General features: G+C 53.7%; 14 protein-coding genes. 9 read left to right on the plus strand and 5 right to left on the minus strand.

Annotation, left to right across the window (positions count from 1 at the left end):
* Positions 1-7: 7 nt before the first annotated feature.
* The 3 genes from tssD to OGX75_RS21330 form a co-directional block, all read right to left on the minus strand.
* Positions 8-1741: a type VI secretion system tube protein TssD gene (gene tssD, locus OGX75_RS17345; protein ID WP_286451409.1), complete on the minus strand. Its 1734-nt coding sequence runs from the start codon at positions 1739-1741 to the stop codon at positions 8-10.
* 230 nt (positions 1742-1971) lie between these two features.
* Positions 1972-3255 (minus strand): citrate synthase, encoded by a 1284-nt coding sequence (locus OGX75_RS17350; protein WP_012133280.1) that lies wholly within the window; start codon positions 3253-3255, stop codon positions 1972-1974.
* Positions 3256-3460: 205 nt separating this feature from the next.
* Complete coding sequence (locus OGX75_RS21330) at positions 3461-3568, minus strand: hypothetical protein (protein ID WP_418222314.1); 108 nt, start codon at positions 3566-3568, stop codon at positions 3461-3463.
* A gap of 383 nt (positions 3569-3951) precedes the next feature.
* Between OGX75_RS21330 and sdhC the strand changes: the two genes are divergently transcribed.
* The 9 genes from sdhC (at position 3952) to OGX75_RS17395 (ending at position 15187) form a co-directional block, all read left to right on the plus strand.
* Entirely contained in the window at positions 3952-4356 is a 405-nt protein-coding gene (sdhC, locus tag OGX75_RS17355; protein ID WP_047458089.1) for a succinate dehydrogenase cytochrome b556 subunit, read from the plus strand.
* The gene (gene sdhD / locus OGX75_RS17360; RefSeq protein WP_012133278.1) at positions 4350-4697 is read left to right on the plus strand and encodes a succinate dehydrogenase membrane anchor subunit; all 348 of its coding nucleotides are present in this window, start codon (positions 4350-4352) and stop codon (positions 4695-4697) included. The genes sdhC and sdhD overlap by 7 nt, the downstream gene beginning before the upstream one ends.
* Positions 4697-6463 carry a succinate dehydrogenase flavoprotein subunit gene (gene sdhA, locus OGX75_RS17365; protein ID WP_012133277.1) on the plus strand — a complete coding sequence of 589 codons (1767 nt, stop codon included), beginning with the start codon at positions 4697-4699 and terminating at the stop codon, positions 6461-6463. The genes sdhD and sdhA overlap by 1 nt, the downstream gene beginning before the upstream one ends.
* Before the next feature lie 15 nt (positions 6464-6478).
* A complete protein-coding gene (sdhB, locus tag OGX75_RS17370; RefSeq protein WP_012133276.1) occupies positions 6479-7195 on the plus strand; it encodes a succinate dehydrogenase iron-sulfur subunit SdhB in 717 nt (238 codons plus the stop codon).
* A 293-nt stretch (positions 7196-7488) separates the two neighbouring features.
* The gene (gene sucA / locus OGX75_RS17375) at positions 7489-10290 is read left to right on the plus strand and encodes a 2-oxoglutarate dehydrogenase E1 component (protein WP_012133275.1); all 2802 of its coding nucleotides are present in this window, start codon (positions 7489-7491) and stop codon (positions 10288-10290) included.
* 14 nt (positions 10291-10304) lie between these two features.
* Positions 10305-11525, plus strand: coding sequence for a 2-oxoglutarate dehydrogenase complex dihydrolipoyllysine-residue succinyltransferase (gene odhB, locus OGX75_RS17380; RefSeq protein WP_047458082.1), 1221 nt, complete (start codon positions 10305-10307; stop codon positions 11523-11525).
* Between the two features lie 129 nt (positions 11526-11654).
* Entirely contained in the window at positions 11655-12821 is a 1167-nt protein-coding gene (gene sucC, locus OGX75_RS17385) for an ADP-forming succinate--CoA ligase subunit beta (RefSeq protein ID WP_012133271.1), read from the plus strand.
* Positions 12821-13690 (plus strand): succinate--CoA ligase subunit alpha, encoded by an 870-nt coding sequence (sucD, locus tag OGX75_RS17390; protein ID WP_012133270.1) that lies wholly within the window; start codon positions 12821-12823, stop codon positions 13688-13690. The genes sucC and sucD overlap by 1 nt, the downstream gene beginning before the upstream one ends.
* Before the next feature lie 588 nt (positions 13691-14278).
* Complete coding sequence (locus tag OGX75_RS17395) at positions 14279-15187, plus strand: LysR family transcriptional regulator (protein WP_024130527.1); 909 nt, start codon at positions 14279-14281, stop codon at positions 15185-15187.
* Between the two features lie 242 nt (positions 15188-15429).
* On the opposite strand, the gene cobO is transcribed toward OGX75_RS17395, so the two are convergent.
* Together cobO and OGX75_RS17405 are read right to left on the minus strand one after the other, a co-directional pair.
* Positions 15430-16032: a cob(I)yrinic acid a,c-diamide adenosyltransferase gene (cobO, locus tag OGX75_RS17400; RefSeq protein ID WP_012133266.1), complete on the minus strand. Its 603-nt coding sequence runs from the start codon at positions 16030-16032 to the stop codon at positions 15430-15432.
* Between the two features lie 9 nt (positions 16033-16041).
* Positions 16042-17694 (minus strand): class I fumarate hydratase, encoded by a 1653-nt coding sequence (locus tag OGX75_RS17405; RefSeq protein ID WP_286451408.1) that lies wholly within the window; start codon positions 17692-17694, stop codon positions 16042-16044.
* Between the last annotated feature and the right edge of the window lie 53 nt (positions 17695-17747).

The following is a 17747-nucleotide window of genomic DNA, read 5'->3' on the forward strand; positions in this document are numbered from 1 at the left end:
AACCTCGCTATTTATTTGAGTGAATGCTGATATGATTTTTTACTGTGTTAACGCGCATCTTATCCATATCATAGACTTCACCACCATCACGGATAAAATCAATGTGATGAATTTCAAACCTTTTCCTGCCTCCCACCCGTTCAGAAGGAATATTAAATGGCGCGTTACCGTTAAGAATATGGAATTGGTTCGATTTTTTAAACTGTGACATTAGCTCAGGACACTCTGATACCGCAAGCCAGAACTCTTTTCTGAAATGGTCAAAGTTGCGAAACGTTCTTCCTCGCAGCTTATCTGCGACCTGTGCAGGTATCGGCGCTCCCAGCCCTGAACTGGCGGCCTCAAGCCAACGACCATTTCCGGATAGAATTTCACCGTGGCCGGTTGCTGTACCGGGTTCGTCCCGGGCTGTTTTCAGGTATACATATATCGGCTGAATGCCTGAATCGGCCGGAAAGACCAGAATATAATCGTTAAAATCGGCGACATCCGGCACCGGGAACGGGGGCGTGGTGTACTCATTTTTGCCATCCGGGATAGGTGTCACCAGAATGGTTGGCTGATCAAGCGGTGGAACATTGCTTCCGGTGTGATTAGGTAAATCACCAGTTGCGGGGTTTTCCGGTGTCCAGGTGATTAACGGCCCGTCTATGTCGTGAGCAGGCGTAAATTCATAGCGATGATGTTCATCATTCCACACCATGTTCGCGACGCGGACGTTTTCATAAGGGGTACCTTCCCCTGTATGTACGCCATAGACCTGCGGTGCGCCGTGAGTGTCGGTGCCCCAGAAAAAGCGTACCCGGGTGGTGGCGGTACTTCCGGTTAGCGCTTTCTGTCTGAGGGCCTCTTCGTACCAGTATTCATCACGCCCGGGAACGCGCGCGCTGCCTTCGCCAGCGGACGAAATATACAGAGCGGAAGCCAGGGCTCCCACATAAGGTATCGCTCTTGTCGCACTGAGCGTACCGCTGAGCGGCCACTCTCCCCACACCTGCGCCAGTCCGCCCAGAGCCAGCGGTATGGCTGAGGCTTCCGCGGGCTGTGTATATCCGCAACAATCATCGACTGACGATTGTGCAAAAATCGCCATCTGGCCGAAGTTTTTTGCCGGTTCTTCTGTGTTCCCGGCGTCCGTACATCCTTTCGCTTTCAGGCAGGATTTAGCATAGACCGGTGTGATTTTTGGGAGGTGTTGGCTGGGGGGCGTGATTTTTATTGCCGCTGGTCTGGGGGAACTTACCGGTTGAGGGCGCTGCGGCATAAACAAGTGGTTATATTCAGCGGGAAATGCCAGGTAGTCAAATTCGGTATTGGCGATGAGGTGTTTGCAAAGAATATAATCATATGATACCGCAATCTCTTCGGTATCCAGCTCATTAAGGGCCACATGCGTTTGAATACTTCTTACAGAAGCATTTCTTAGTTGAATATAATAATAGCGTTCCCATCGGCCCGTTCTGTTTATTCGCCAGAAATCAATTTCAATGAACAGTCTTTCATTATTAGTGATTGCATTACAAAATAGCGGGGTGCTTTTATCGATTAATTTGCTGAATCTGAGTCCCTGAAGGTTAATACCTCTTCCTGTATTACTCAATGCGCTGAATAGCGAAAATACGAAGATCTCGTCTTCATGTCCTTTTTGCCAGCGATTACCTGTTGACGAATATGTTCCACATCCCGCCGAAATGTTTCCTTGTTCCTCACCTGTGATTCTCAGGTAAATAATATCGCCCATTCCATTTAGCCTTTACCTGCATCCAATTGTGTCGGATTAAAGATCTAATGGTTTTAAAGGTCAAATAATGCATTAGCTATTGATGCTATGTGAAAGGAAATAGCTATTTTTTCGGCGGTAATATATTGGGAGTGACTGGAGTAATAAAGGTTATATTGGCAAGATGAATATTGTTGCCAGAGTTTCAGTAAATAATAAAGGCCACCGGTGTTACCCGATGGCCAGGATGATTAACGCTTAATATCAGACTTGAAATCGCGCTTTTCGTAGCCGGTGTACAGCTGACGTGGACGGGCGATTTTCATGCCTTCGCTGTGCATTTCGTTCCAGTGTGCAATCCAGCCCACGGTACGCGCCATCGCGAAGATCACGGTGAACATGGAGGACGGAATGCCCATCGCTTTCAGAATGATGCCGGAGTAGAAGTCTACGTTCGGGTAGAGTTTCTTCTCGATAAAGTACGGGTCGTTCAGCGCGATGTGTTCCAGCTCCATCGCGACTTCCAGCAGGTCATCTTTGGTGCCCAGCTCTTTCAGAACTTCGTGGCAGGTTTCACGCATGACGGTAGCGCGCGGGTCATAGTTTTTGTAAACACGGTGACCGAAGCCCATCAGGCGGAAAGAATCATTCTTGTCTTTTGCCCGGCGAATAAATTCCGGGATGTGTTTAACAGAGCTGATTTCTACCAGCATTTTCAGCGCCGCTTCGTTCGCGCCGCCATGCGCCGGTCCCCACAGGGAGGCAATGCCCGCCGCGATGCAGGCGAACGGGTTCGCGCCGGAGGAGCCTGCGGTACGGACGGTTGACGTCGATGCGTTCTGTTCGTGATCGGCGTGAAGAATCAGAATGCGATCCATTGCGCGTTCCAGCACCGGGTTAACTTCATAGTTTTCGCACGGTGTGGAGAACATCATGTTCAGGAAGTTGCCGGAATAGGAGAGGTCGTTGCGCGGGTAGACGAACGGTTGACCGATAGAATACTTGTAACACATTGCCGCCATTGTCGGCATTTTGGACAGCAGGCGGAACGCGGCGATTTCACGATGACGCGGATTATTCACATCCATCGAGTCGTGGTAGAACGCAGCCAGCGCGCCGGTGACGCCGCACATAACGGCCATCGGATGCGAGTCGCGGCGAAAACCGTGGAACAGACGGGTAATCTGCTCATGGATCATGGTATGGCGTGTGACGGTGGTTTTGAACTCGTCGTACTCTGCCTGGGTCGGTTTCTCGCCGTACAGCAGGATGTAACATACTTCCAGATAGTTAGACTCGGTAGCCAGTTGGTCAATCGGGAAGCCGCGATGTAACAGAATGCCTTCGTCGCCGTCGATGAAGGTGATTTTGGATTCGCAGGATGCGGTAGAGGTGAAACCTGGATCAAAAGTGAACATCCCCTTTGAGCCGAGACTACGAATATCAATAACGTCTTGACCGAGTGTGCCCTTTAGCACATCCAGTTCAATAGCAGAGTCACCATTTAGGGTGAGTTTTGCTTTTGTATCAGCCATTTACGGTCTCCTTAGCGCCTTATTGCTTAAGACTACTCAGTGAGATTTGCTTCGTTACATAAATCAACCGTTACCAGTTTGTTATTTGGCTCGCCGCTCTGCGAAAGAGGAGAAAACCAGGGTACAGAGCAATGGGCGCTTGCAGGTAAAAACAGTTAACTTATGGCGAATTAGCAACAAATCAACAACTTAGCAATCCGAATTATTAAACCTGACTATCACTAATAACTGTCCTGAATAAATTGGTCAATACCGCCACACTGTTACATAACTTATTAGCAGGTGAAAGAGTGACCCCATAACTTTTGCGCATTATATGCCTTTTCTGGTGTTGTTTGTAACAACTTTGTTTAATATTTGTCAAATCAGATGATTAAAAATTAAATAAATGTTGTTATCGTGACCTATGTCACTGTTCGGGATAAAACCCGACAAACTATATGTAGGTTAATTGTAATGATTTTGTGAACGTCCTATACTGCCGCCAGGTCTCCGGAATACCCTGCAATCCCGAGCCACCCAGCGTTGTAACGTGTCGTTTTAGCAACTGGAAGCAGTGTTTTACATGACGCGCAGTTATAGAAAGGACGCTGTCTGACCCGCAAGCAGACCGGAGGAAGGAAATCCCGTCGTCTTTCTGGCTACAGGTAGATTCACCCTCTGTACCCGAAGTCCAAAGGGAATAATAAGAACAGCATGTGGGCGTTATTCATGATAAGAAATGTGAAAAAACAAAGACCTGTCAATCTGGATCTGACAACGATCCGGTTCCCAATCACGGCGATAGCGTCCATTCTCCATCGCGTTTCTGGAGTGATCACCTTCGTGGCGGTCGGGATTCTGTTGTGGTTATTGGGCACCAGCCTCTCTTCCCCTGAAGGATTCCAGCAGGCATCCGCCATCATGGGGAGCTTCTTTGTTAAATTTATTATGTGGGGCATCCTCACCGCGCTGGCGTATCACGTCGTGGTCGGTATTCGTCACATGATGATGGATTTTGGCTATCTGGAAGAAACATTCGAAGCGGGTAAACGCTCAGCCAAAATCTCTTTTGTTATCACTGTCGTGCTTTCACTTCTCGCAGGAGTCCTCGTATGGTAAGCAACGCCTCCGCATTAGGACGCAATGGCGTACATGACTTCATCCTGGTCCGTGCTACCGCTATCGTTCTGACCCTCTACATCGTTTATATGGTGGGCTTTTTCGCAATAAGCGGCGAGCTGACCTTTGATGTCTGGAGCGGTTTCTTCTCATCGGCATTCACCAAAGTCTTCACCCTGCTGGCACTTTTCTCCATCTTGATTCATGCCTGGATTGGCATGTGGCAGGTGTTGACCGACTACGTTAAACCTCTGGCCCTGCGCCTTGTGCTACAGCTGGCAATCGTTGTTGCGCTGGTGGTTTACGTCATTTATGGATTTGTTGTGGTGTGGGGTGTGTAATGAAACTGCCAGTCAGAGAATTTGATGCTGTTGTTATTGGCGCAGGCGGCGCAGGTATGCGCGCAGCGCTGCAAATTTCCCAGAGCGGCCAGACCTGTGCGCTGCTCTCCAAAGTCTTCCCAACCCGTTCCCATACCGTATCCGCACAAGGTGGCATCACCGTGGCGCTCGGTAATACCCATGAAGATAACTGGGAATGGCACATGTACGATACCGTAAAAGGATCGGACTACATCGGCGACCAGGACGCGATTGAATATATGTGCAAAACCGGCCCGGAAGCGATTCTGGAACTGGAGCACATGGGGCTGCCTTTCTCCCGTCTTGACGATGGCCGTATCTATCAGCGTCCGTTCGGCGGCCAGTCGAAAAACTTCGGCGGCGAACAGGCGGCGCGTACCGCAGCAGCGGCTGACCGTACCGGTCACGCGCTGTTGCACACGCTGTACCAGCAGAACCTGAAAAACCACACCACCATTTTTTCTGAATGGTATGCGCTGGATCTGGTGAAAAACCAGGATGGCGCGGTAGTGGGGTGTACCGCGCTGTGTATCGAAACCGGCGAAGTGGTCTACTTCAAAGCGCGCGCAACCGTGCTGGCGACCGGCGGCGCAGGCCGTATTTACCAGTCCACCACTAACGCTCATATCAACACCGGCGACGGCGTGGGTATGGCGCTGCGTGCCGGTGTTCCGGTGCAGGATATGGAAATGTGGCAGTTCCACCCGACCGGCATTGCGGGCGCGGGCGTGCTGGTGACGGAAGGCTGCCGTGGTGAAGGCGGTTATCTGCTGAATAAACATGGCGAGCGCTTTATGGAGCGCTATGCCCCGAACGCGAAGGACCTGGCCGGTCGTGACGTGGTCGCGCGTTCTATTATGATCGAAATCCGTGAAGGTCGCGGCTGCGACGGCCCGTGGGGGCCGCACGCGAAACTGAAGCTCGACCATTTGGGTAAAGAAGTGCTCGAATCCCGTCTGCCGGGTATCCTCGAATTGTCCCGTACCTTTGCGCACGTTGACCCGGTTAAAGAGCCGATCCCGGTTATCCCAACCTGTCACTACATGATGGGCGGTATCCCGACCAAAGTGACCGGTCAGGCGCTGACCGTGAACGAGCAGGGTGAAGACGTGGTGATTCCTGGCCTGTTCGCGGTGGGTGAGATCGCCTGCGTATCCGTACATGGCGCTAACCGTCTGGGTGGCAACTCGCTGCTTGACCTGGTGGTCTTCGGACGTGCGGCCGGTCTGCATTTGCAGGAGTCCATCGCCGAGCAGGGCGCGCTGCGTGACGCCAGCGAGTCTGACATTGAGGCCTCTCTGGAACGTCTCAACCGCTGGAACAACAACCGTGACGGTGAAGATCCGGTGGTTATCCGTAAAGCGTTGCAGGAATGTATGCAGCACAACTTCTCGGTATTCCGTGAAGGCGACGCGATGGCGAAAGGGCTTGAGCAACTGAAGGTGATCCGCGAGCGTCTGAAAAACGCCCGTCTGGATGACACCTCCAGCGAGTTCAACACCCAGCGCGTCGAGTGTCTGGAGCTGGACAACCTGATGGAAACGGCTTACGCAACTGCGGTATCCGCCAACTTCCGTACCGAAAGCCGTGGCGCGCATAGCCGCTTCGACTTCCCGGATCGCGATGATGAAAACTGGCTGTGCCATTCCCTGTATCTGCCAGAGACGGAATCCATGACGCGTCGTAGCGTCAATATGGAACCGAAACTGCGCCCGGCATTCCCGCCGAAGATTCGTACTTACTAATGCGGAGACAGGAAAATGAAACTCGAGTTTTCGATTTATCGCTATAACCCGGATGTTGATGACGCTCCGCGCATGCAGGATTACACCCTGGAAGGCGAAGAAGGGCGTGACATGATGCTGCTGGATGCGCTGATGCAGCTGAAAGAGAAAGATCCCAGCCTCTCTTTCCGTCGCTCATGCCGTGAAGGCGTGTGCGGTTCAGATGGCCTGAACATGAACGGCAAAAACGGCCTGGCGTGTATTACGCCGGTTTCGGCGCTACACCAGCCGGGTAAGAAGATTGTTATCCGTCCGCTGCCCGGTTTACCGGTTATCCGCGATTTGGTGGTAGACATGGGGCAATTCTACGCACAATATGAGAAGATTAAGCCTTACTTATTGAATAATGGGCAAAATCCACCCGCTCGTGAGCATTTACAGATGCCCGAGCAGCGTGAAAAACTCGATGGGCTGTATGAGTGTATTCTTTGTGCGTGCTGTTCAACGTCGTGCCCGTCGTTCTGGTGGAACCCGGATAAGTTTATCGGCCCGGCAGGTCTGTTAGCAGCGTATCGTTTCCTGATCGATAGCCGTGATACCGAGACCGACAGCCGCCTGGAAGACCTGAGCGATGCATTCAGCGTATTCCGCTGTCATAGCATCATGAACTGCGTCAGTGTATGTCCTAAGGGGCTGAACCCGACGCGCGCCATCGGCCATATTAAGTCGATGTTGTTGCAACGCAGTGCGTAAATAATAACGCCGGTAAGCGCAGTAAATGACAGTCCCGTAGGCCGGATAAGACGTTGGCGTCGTCATCCGGCATATATTGCCCGATGGCGCTACGCTTATCAGGTCTACGGGGCCACCACCGGTTTGAAATGCAGGAAACCTTTAAAAACTGCCCTGATGGTTAGACAGTTTCTAAAGGTTCCTTCGCGAGCCGCTACACAGAGAAGAGCTCGCAAGTGAACCCCGGCACGCACAGCAATGTGCGTGGTAGTATCCACGGCGAAGTAAGCATACAGAATGCTTAAGGGATCACGATGCAGAACAGCGCTTTGAAAGCCTGGTTGGACTCTTCTTACCTCTCTGGCGCAAACCAGAGCTGGATAGAACAGCTCTATGAAGACTTCTTAACCGATCCTGACTCGGTAGACGCTAACTGGCGTTCGACGTTCCAGCAGTTACCTGGCACCGGAGTCAAACCGGATCAATTCCATTCAAAAACGCGTGATTATTTCCGTCGTCTGGCGAAGGATGCCTCACGTTACTCTTCTTCGATTTCCGACCCTGACACCAATACGAAGCAGGTCAAAGTCCTGCAACTTATCAACGCTTATCGTTTCCGTGGTCACCAGCATGCGAATCTCGATCCGCTGGGACTGTGGGAACAAGAAAACGTGGCGGATCTGGACCCCTCTTTCCACGATCTGACAGAGGCCGATTTCCAGGAAAGCTTTAACGTAGGTTCTTTTGCGATTGGCAAAGAGACGATGAAGCTGGGCGAACTTATTTCCGCGCTCAAACAAACATACTGCGGCCCGATTGGCGCCGAGTATATGCATATCACCAGCACCGAAGAGAAACGCTGGATTCAGCAGCGTATCGAATCCGGCCGCGCCGCCTTCAGCGCGGAAGAGAAAAAACGCTTCCTCAACGAACTGACCGCCGCCGAAGGGCTGGAGCGTTATCTGGGGGCGAAATTCCCGGGGGCGAAACGCTTCTCGCTGGAAGGCGGCGATGCGTTAATCCCGATGCTCAAAGAGATGATCCGTCATGCGGGCAACAGCGGCACCCGCGAAGTGGTGCTGGGTATGGCGCACCGTGGCCGTCTGAACGTGCTGGTCAACGTGCTGGGTAAAAAACCGCAGGATCTGTTCGACGAATTTGCGGGCAAACATAAAGAACACCTCGGCACCGGCGACGTGAAGTACCACATGGGCTTCTCGTCTGATATCGAAACCGAAGGCGGTCTGGTTCACCTGGCGCTGGCGTTTAACCCGTCGCACCTGGAAATCGTCAGCCCGGTGGTGATCGGTTCCGTGCGCGCCCGTCTGGATCGTCTGGATGAGCCGAGCAGCAATAAAGTGCTGCCAATCACCATTCACGGTGACGCCGCAGTGACGGGCCAGGGCGTGGTTCAGGAAACCCTGAACATGTCCAAAGCGCGTGGTTACGAAGTGGGCGGTACGGTGCGTATCGTCATCAACAACCAGGTGGGCTTTACCACCTCCAACCCGCTGGATGCGCGTTCCACCCCATACTGCACCGACATCGGCAAGATGGTTCAGGCGCCGATTTTCCACGTTAACGCGGATGACCCGGAAGCGGTGGCTTTCGTTACCCGTCTGGCGCTGGACTTCCGTAACACCTTTAAACGCGATGTCTTCATCGATCTGGTGTGCTACCGCCGTCACGGCCATAACGAAGCCGACGAGCCGAGCGCAACCCAGCCGCTGATGTACCAGAAAATCAAAAAGCATCCGACGCCGCGTAAACTCTACGCCGACAAGCTGGAAGCGGACAAGGTCGCTACGCTGGAAGACGCCACTGAAATGGTCAACCTCTACCGCGATGCGCTGGATGCAGGCGAATGCGTGGTGAAAGAGTGGCGTCCGATGAACATGCACTCCTTCACCTGGTCGCCGTACCTCAACCATGAATGGGATGAGAGCTACCCGAATAAGGTGGAAATGAAGCGTTTGCAGGAACTGGCTAAACGCATCAGCACGGTGCCGGAAGCGGTAGAAATGCAGTCGCGCGTCGCCAAAATTTACGGCGATCGTCAGTCGATGGCCGCTGGCGAGAAGCTGTTCGACTGGGGCGGCGCGGAAACGCTGGCCTACGCCACGCTGGTTGATGAGGGGATTCCGGTGCGTCTGTCCGGTGAGGACTCCGGTCGCGGCACCTTCTTCCACCGTCATGCGGTGATTCATAACCAGGCAAATGGTTCCACGTATACGCCGTTGCAGCACATTCATAACGGTCAGGGCACCTTCCGCGTCTGGGACTCCGTCCTGTCTGAAGAAGCGGTGCTGGCGTTCGAATACGGCTATGCGACCGCTGAACCGCGCACCCTGACCATCTGGGAAGCGCAGTTCGGCGACTTCGCCAACGGCGCGCAGGTGGTGATCGATCAGTTCATTTCCTCCGGCGAGCAGAAATGGGGTCGGATGTGCGGCCTGGTGATGCTGCTGCCGCACGGCTACGAAGGGCAGGGGCCGGAGCACTCCTCCGCGCGTCTGGAACGTTATCTGCAACTTTGCGCTGAGCAGAACATGCAGGTTTGCGTCCCGTCCACCCCGGCGCAGGTTTACCACATGCTGCGTCGTCAGGCGCTGCGCGGTATGCGCCGTCCGCTGGTCGTTATGTCGCCGAAGTCGCTGCTGCGTCATCCGCTGGCGGTCTCCAGCCTGGACGAACTGGCCAACGGCGCCTTCCAGCCTGCGATTGGCGAGGTTGATGAGCTCGATCCGCAAGGCGTGAAGCGCGTGGTGATGTGTTCTGGTAAGGTTTATTACGACCTGCTGGAACAACGCCGTAAAAACGATCAGAAAGATGTCGCCATTGTGCGCATTGAACAGCTCTACCCGTTCCCGCACAAAGCGGTTCAGGAAGCGCTGAAACCGTACGCCCACGTACATGATTTTGTCTGGTGCCAGGAAGAGCCGCTCAACCAGGGCGCATGGTACTGTAGTCAGCATCATTTCCGTGAAGTGATTCCATTTGGGTCTGCTCTGCGTTACGCAGGTCGCCCGGCCTCCGCCTCCCCGGCGGTAGGGTATCTGTCCGTTCACCAGAAACAGCAACAAGATCTGGTTAATGACGCGCTGAACGTCGATTAATTAAAGGATAAATAATGAGTAGCGTAGATATTCTTGTTCCCGACCTGCCTGAGTCCGTAGCGGACGCAACCGTTGCGACCTGGCACAAAAAACCGGGCGATAGTGTCCAGCGTGATGAAGTGCTGGTAGAAATCGAAACTGACAAAGTGGTACTGGAAGTACCGGCATCGGCTGACGGCATTCTGGATGCGGTTCTGGAAGATGAAGGTACGACGGTAACGTCTCGCCAGATCCTGGGTCGCCTGCGTGAAGGCAACAGCTCCGGTAAAGAGACCAGCGCCAAATCCGAAGAGAAAGCGTCTACGCCGGCGCAGCGCCAGCAGGCGTCGCTATCCGAGCAGAACAACGATGCCCTCAGCCCGGCGATCCGCCGTCTGTTGGGTGAACACAACCTCGACGCCAGCGCCATCAAAGGCACGGGCGTAGGCGGTCGCATCACGCGCGAAGATGTGGAAAAACATCTGGCGAAGGCACCGGCGAAAGCGGAAGCCAAAGCGCCGGAAGCCGCGCCTGCCGCACAGCCTGCGCTTGGCGCTCGCAGTGAAAAACGCGTCCCGATGACCCGTCTGCGCAAGCGCGTAGCCGAGCGTCTGCTGGAAGCGAAAAACTCCACCGCGATGCTGACCACGTTCAACGAAGTCAACATGAAGCCAATCATGGATCTGCGTAAGCAGTACGGCGACGCGTTTGAAAAACGTCACGGCATTCGTCTGGGCTTCATGTCCTTCTACGTGAAAGCGGTGGTTGAAGCGCTGAAACGCTACCCGGAAGTGAACGCCTCCATTGATGGCGACGACGTGGTGTATCACAACTACTTCGATGTCAGCATGGCGGTTTCCACGCCGCGTGGTCTGGTAACGCCGGTACTGCGTGATGTTGATACCCTCGGCATGGCGGATATCGAGAAGAAAATCAAAGAACTGGCCGTGAAAGGGCGTGACGGTAAGCTGACGGTGGACGATCTGACCGGCGGTAACTTCACCATCACCAACGGTGGCGTGTTCGGCTCGCTGATGTCTACCCCGATCATCAACCCGCCGCAGAGCGCAATCCTCGGCATGCATGCGATCAAAGATCGTCCGATGGCGGTAGATGGCAAGGTTGAGATCCTGCCGATGATGTACCTGGCGCTGTCTTACGATCACCGTCTGATCGATGGTCGTGAATCAGTGGGCTTCCTGGTCGCCATTAAAGAGCTGCTGGAAGATCCGACGCGTCTGCTGCTGGACGTGTAGTCACTTTTTAGTGTCACCTGCCCTGTAGGCCGGATAAGGCGCTGGTGAGATGCCTGATGGCGACGCAGCCGCGTCTTATCAGGCCTACAGGTTTAAAGATAACGATTACCTGAAGGATGGACAGAACACATGAACTTACATGAATATCAGGCAAAACAACTTTTTGCCCGCTATGGCTTACCGGCGCCGGTGGGTTATGCCTGTACTACTCCGCGTGAAGCAGAAGAAGCCGCTTCAAAAATCGGCGCGGGTCCGTGGGTAGTAAAATGTCAGGTTCACGCAGGCGGCCGTGGCAAAGCGGGCGGTGTGAAGGTTGTTAACAGCAAAGAAGAGATTCGCGCGTTTGCGGAACACTGGCTGGGTAAACGCCTCGTGACCTACCAGACAGACGCTAACGGTCAACCGGTCAACCAGATTCTGGTTGAAGCGGCGACCGATATCGATAAAGAGCTGTATCTTGGCGCGGTTGTTGACCGTAGTTCTCGCCGCGTGGTCTTTATGGCCTCCACCGAAGGCGGCGTGGAAATCGAAAAAGTGGCGGAAGAGACCCCGCACCTGATCCACAAAATCGCCCTCGATCCGCTGGCGGGTCCAATGCCGTATCAGGGCCGCGAACTGGCGTTCAAACTGGGTCTGGAAGGTAAGCAGGTTCAGCAATTTACGAAGATCTTTATGGGTCTGGCGACCATTTTCCTTGAGCGCGATCTGGCGCTGATCGAAATCAACCCGCTGGTGATCACTAAGCAGGGCGATCTGATCTGTCTCGACGGCAAACTGGGCGCTGACGGCAACGCGCTGTTCCGCCAGCCGGATCTGCGTGAAATGCGCGACCAGTCTCAGGAAGACCCGCGTGAAGCGCAGGCGGCGCAGTGGGAACTGAACTACGTGGCGCTGGACGGCAACATCGGCTGCATGGTTAACGGCGCAGGTCTGGCGATGGGCACGATGGACATCGTTAAACTGCACGGCGGCGAACCGGCTAACTTCCTCGACGTAGGCGGCGGCGCGACCAAAGAGCGCGTAACCGAAGCGTTCAAAATCATCCTCTCTGATGACAACGTGAAAGCGGTTCTGGTTAACATCTTCGGCGGCATCGTCCGTTGTGACCTGATTGCCGACGGTATCATCGGCGCGGTAGAAGAAGTGGGTGTTAGCGTACCGGTTGTCGTACGTCTGGAAGGCAACAACGCCGAACTCGGCGCGAAAAAACTGGCTGACAGCGGCCTGAATATTATTGCAGCGAAAAGTCTGACGGATGCAGCTCAGCAGGTTGTTGCCGCAGTGGAGGGGAAATAATGTCTGTTTTAATCGATAAAAACACCAAGGTTATCTGCCAGGGCTTTACCGGTAGCCAGGGGACTTTCCACTCTGAACAGGCGATTGCTTACGGCACGCAGATGGTGGGCGGCGTAACGCCAGGCAAAGGCGGCACCACGCATCTGGGTCTGCCGGTGTTCAATACCGTGCGTGAAGCGGTAGAAGCCACTGGTGCCACCGCAACGGTTATCTACGTTCCGGCGCCGTTCTGCAAAGACTCCATTCTGGAGGCTGTCGACGCGGGCATCAAACTGATTATCACCATCACTGAAGGCATCCCGACGCTGGATATGCTGACCGTGAAAGTCGCGCTTGACGAAGCGGGCGTGCGCATGATCGGGCCGAACTGCCCGGGCGTGATCACCCCTGGCGAGTGCAAAATCGGCATCATGCCGGGCCACATTCACAAGCCGGGCAAAGTGGGCATCGTGTCCCGCTCCGGTACGCTGACCTATGAAGCGGTTAAGCAGACCACTGACTACGGTTTCGGCCAGTCCACCTGTGTGGGCATCGGCGGCGACCCGATCCCGGGCTCTAACTTCATCGATATCCTGAAACTGTTCCAGGAAGATCCGCAGACTGAAGCGATCGTGATGATCGGTGAGATCGGCGGTAGCGCGGAAGAAGAGGCGGCGGCATACATTAAAGAACACGTAACCAAGCCGGTTGTCGGTTACATCGCGGGCGTTACCGCGCCGAAAGGCAAGCGTATGGGTCACGCGGGCGCGATTATCGCGGGTGGTAAAGGTACGGCGGATGAGAAATTCGCCGCGCTGGAAGCCGCAGGCGTGAAAACCGTTCGTAGCCTGGCGGATATCGGCGAAGCGCTGAAAGCCGTAATGAAGTAATTCTCAAAAAGCAGCAATAAGGCCCGACTCCTTCGTGCGACAGGGGAATACCTGAAGCGCGGAGGATGCAGGGCTGGTCCGTTTTCGACATGGTTGGTCACCTTCTGGTGACCTTTTTTTGCCTGTTTTGCCGCTTAACCGTGTTGAAAATAAGCATCTTGCTGCGGTAAACGTTTACCCGCGCTTATTGTTATTAATATCATCCTGCCAGCAGGTAACGAACAGAAAATTATCAGACACATAAACAGTCACTTTCTGTTATGCCGCGTGTTAAATCCTCCTTAAATAAACCACAAATAATATTGATTCACCTCGCAACATTTTTTCTCCATAAAACAAGTTAACATGAAAAATTATTAAGAACTTATTAGCACTATTTGCCTGTAATTAACCGCGTTTAAATTGTGTTTATTGTCGGGGTTGAGTATTATTGCTTAATATTTAAACACTGGCAGTGTGCGTAAATCATGGAGTGGATCAATGACATTAGCGGAGAAAATAAAATATAACTCTCGGGGATAATCTGGAGGGGTTGCATTAATTTTTTATAAATTAAACTATTTTTGTACGCTGCATATGGAAGACGTTATGAGAGGAAAGATACCCAAGACCGAATTACTGGTGACTTTTGAAGTGGTGGCGCGTCACGAAAGCTATACCCGGGCAGCAGAAGAGTTGGCGTTGACTCAGAGTGCCGTGTTCCGGCAGGTGAATGCGCTGGAGGATTTTTTACATACCTCGTTATTTAACCATGCCAAAAAGCGAATTTTTTTAAATGCAGCCGGTAAGCATTATCTGAGCATTGTTAAAGAAACACTTAACAAACTTGAACGCGATACCAATACGATAATGACCTGGCAACCCACCGTTCAGGTCATTGAGCTGGCGGTGAACCCAACGTTCAGTACCCACTGGCTGATTCCGAATTTACGTGAATTTAATAAAATAAATCCTGACATTATCGTTAATATTCATTCGCTGGCGAATATTGGCGATTTTCTTAACCGTGAGTATGACGCCGCCATTATGCGGGAAGATTTTTGCTCGCCCTGGTCAGAGGTGGAGTATTTATTTGAAGAGGAAATTTTACCCGTATGCAGTGGCAGCCTTTTACCTCAGCCGAATCAAAAACTGACCGTAGAAGAGTTGCTCAATGAATTTCCCCTTTTGCATCAAAGCACGCGCATCAAAGGCTGGCAGGAATGGTTCGCGCTGTCGGATATCAACAGTCCGCTGGTGAATAAAGGCCCGCGCTTTGATTTATTGTCGATGCTGATTGCCGCCGTGCGTTCTAATCTGGGCGTGGCGCTATTGCCCCGGTTTGCGATCCAGCACGATCTGGATAACGGTGAGATGGTGATTCCCTGCGATGTGCCGATGCGTACAGGGAACCGGTTTATTATGACGTGGCGCGAAGAAAAAGCGGAATCCCGGTATTTACAGATCTTCCGTGACTGGCTGCTGCAAAAATCGGTAATCTCAGCGGTGGAGCGCTGATGCCGGATGGCGGCCAGTGGCCTTATCCGGCCTGCAAACGGTGAGAACTGATGCCGGATGGCGGCCGGTGGCCTTATCCGGCCTACAAGCGGTGAGAACTGATGCCGGATGGCGGCCAGTGGCCTTATCCGGCCTACAAGCGGTGAGAACTGATGCCGGATGACGGCCAATGGCTTTATCCGGCCTACAAACGGTGAGGACTGTAGGCCTGATAAGCGCAGCGCCATCAGGCAAAGGCGCGGCTACCAGTCTATCCCCGCCTGCGCCTGAATGCCGCTATCAAATGCATGTTTCACCGGGCGGACTTCGCTAACCGTATCGGCGAGTTCCAGTAATTGCGTATGACACCCGCGACCGGTAACGATCACGCTCTGCTGTTCGGGACGATTCACAATCGCGGCGATCACGTCCTGGGTGTCCAGGTAGTGATAAGCCAGCATGTATGTCAGTTCATCCAGCACCACCAGATCGTAACGCGGGTCGGCGAGCATACGCCTGCCTTCCTGCCAGACGGCTTCCGCCGCCTGTATATCCGCTTCCCGGTCCTGCGTCTCCCAGGTAAAACCGGTGCCCATAATGTGAAACTCAACGCCAAGCGGTTGCAGCGTGTTGTATTCACCGTTATCCCACTGACCTTTAATAAATTGCGCGACGCCAACGGTTTTGCCGTGACCGACCGCGCGGGTTGCGGTGCCAAAGGCCGCCGTCGATTTTCCTTTACCGTTCCCGGTGAAAACAATCAGGACTCCTTTCTGTTCCGTGGCCGCCGCCACGCGGGTGTCCACCTGTTCTTTCAGTTTTTGCTGCCGCTGGCGGTGCCTGTCAGTATTGGCTCGCGCTTCCATAAATGCTCCTTAATGCCCTGCCGGACAGGTCGCGCAGCGATGTTGCTGCTCAAACTGGCTGAAGAAGTTATTGCCTTTATCATCCACCAGCACAAAGGCGGGCAGGTTTTTGACCTCCATCATCCACACGGCTTCCATCCCCAGTTCGGGATACTCAAGGCAGCGTAAGCTTTTAACGTACTGCTGCGCCAGAAGCGCGGCAGCGCCGCCAATGCTGCCAAGATTGAAACCGCCATGCTTGTGGCAGGCCTCGGTCACTTGCTGGCTGCGGTTGCCTTTCGAAAGCATGATCAAACTGCCGCCCGCCGCCTGGAAGGCGTCAACATAGCCGTCCATGCGCCCGCCGGTGGTCGGGCCGAGCGAGCCGCAGGCCTGTTTTTCCGGCGTTTTGGCTGGCCCCGCGTAATAAACAATGTGATTTTTCATGTAGTCCGGCATCGGTTCGCCGTTATCCAGACGCTCTTTAATTTTGGCGTGCGCGATATCGCGGGCGACGACAATCGGGCCGTTCAGCGACAGTCGGGTGCCGACAGGCAGCGTGGAAAGGTTATGCAGGATCTCGCGCAGCGGACGGTTGAGATCGAGCTGTACGGTCTGGGCGCTGTTTTCCACGCGCAGGGATTCAGGAATAAATTTTCCCGGATTGTGTTCGAGTTTTTCCAGCCAGATGCCGCGCTTGTTGATCTTCGCTTTAATATTGCGGTCGGCAGAGCAGGAGAGCGCCATTGCGATGGGGCAGGAACCGCCGTGGCGCGGCAGGCGGATAACGCGGATATCATGAGCGAAATATTTGCCGCCAAACTGTGCTCCGATGCCAAACTCGCGGCTGGCATTGAGCAGGGTTGTTTCCAGCGCCGTGTCGCGAAACGCCTGGCCCAACTCGTTTCCGCTGGTCGGCAGGGTGTCGTAATATTTGGTTGAGGCCAGCTTCGCCACTTTCAGCGCCTGGTCGGCAGACAATCCGCCAACCACAAAAGCGATATGGTAGGGCGGGCAGGCTGCTGTTCCCAGCGAACGCATTTTTTCGATCAGGAAAGCGGTGAGTTTTTCGGGTTGCAGAATAGATTTGGTTTCCTGAAACAGCGCCGCTTTGTTGGCGGAACCGCCGCCTTTATTGACGAAGAGAAACCGGTATTCGTCACCCGGCGTCGCGCTGATATCAATCTGGGCGGGCAGGTTGGTTTGGGTATTTACCTCGGTGTACATGTCCAGCGGGGCGTTCTGGGAGTAGCGTAAGTTATTTTCCTGGAAAGTGATGTACACGCCTTTGCTCAGGGCTTCGGCATCGTCGCCGCCTGTCCAGACGTGCTGACCTTTGCTCGCCACAATGGTTGCCGTTCCCGTGTCCTGGCAGTTTGGCAGTACGCCTTTCGCCGAGACTTCGGCATTGCGTAACAGTTGCAGCGCGACGTACTTATCATTACCGCTGGCCTGCGGATCGTGCAGGATGCTGGCAATCTGTTTCAGATGCGCGGTGCGCAGGAAAAACGAGGCTTCATAAAATGCCTGTTGGGCCAGCAGAGTCAGCGCTTCAGGCGCGACTTTGATAACCTCTTCACCGTCTAACTCCGTTACCGTAATGTGCTTGTCGCTGAGTAATTCATATTCCGTCGTATCTTTGCTTTGAACAAACGGTTCCTGCCAGACAAATGGTTTAGACATATTAACTTCTCACCTTTAAGTTATTTTTGCCGGACGGCTGTCCGGCCTACAAC

The sequence above is a fragment of the Citrobacter sp. CK199 genome, from assembly GCF_030333285.1.
In the GTDB taxonomy this organism is placed as follows: Bacteria; Pseudomonadota; Gammaproteobacteria; order Enterobacterales; family Enterobacteriaceae; genus Citrobacter_B; species Citrobacter_B koseri.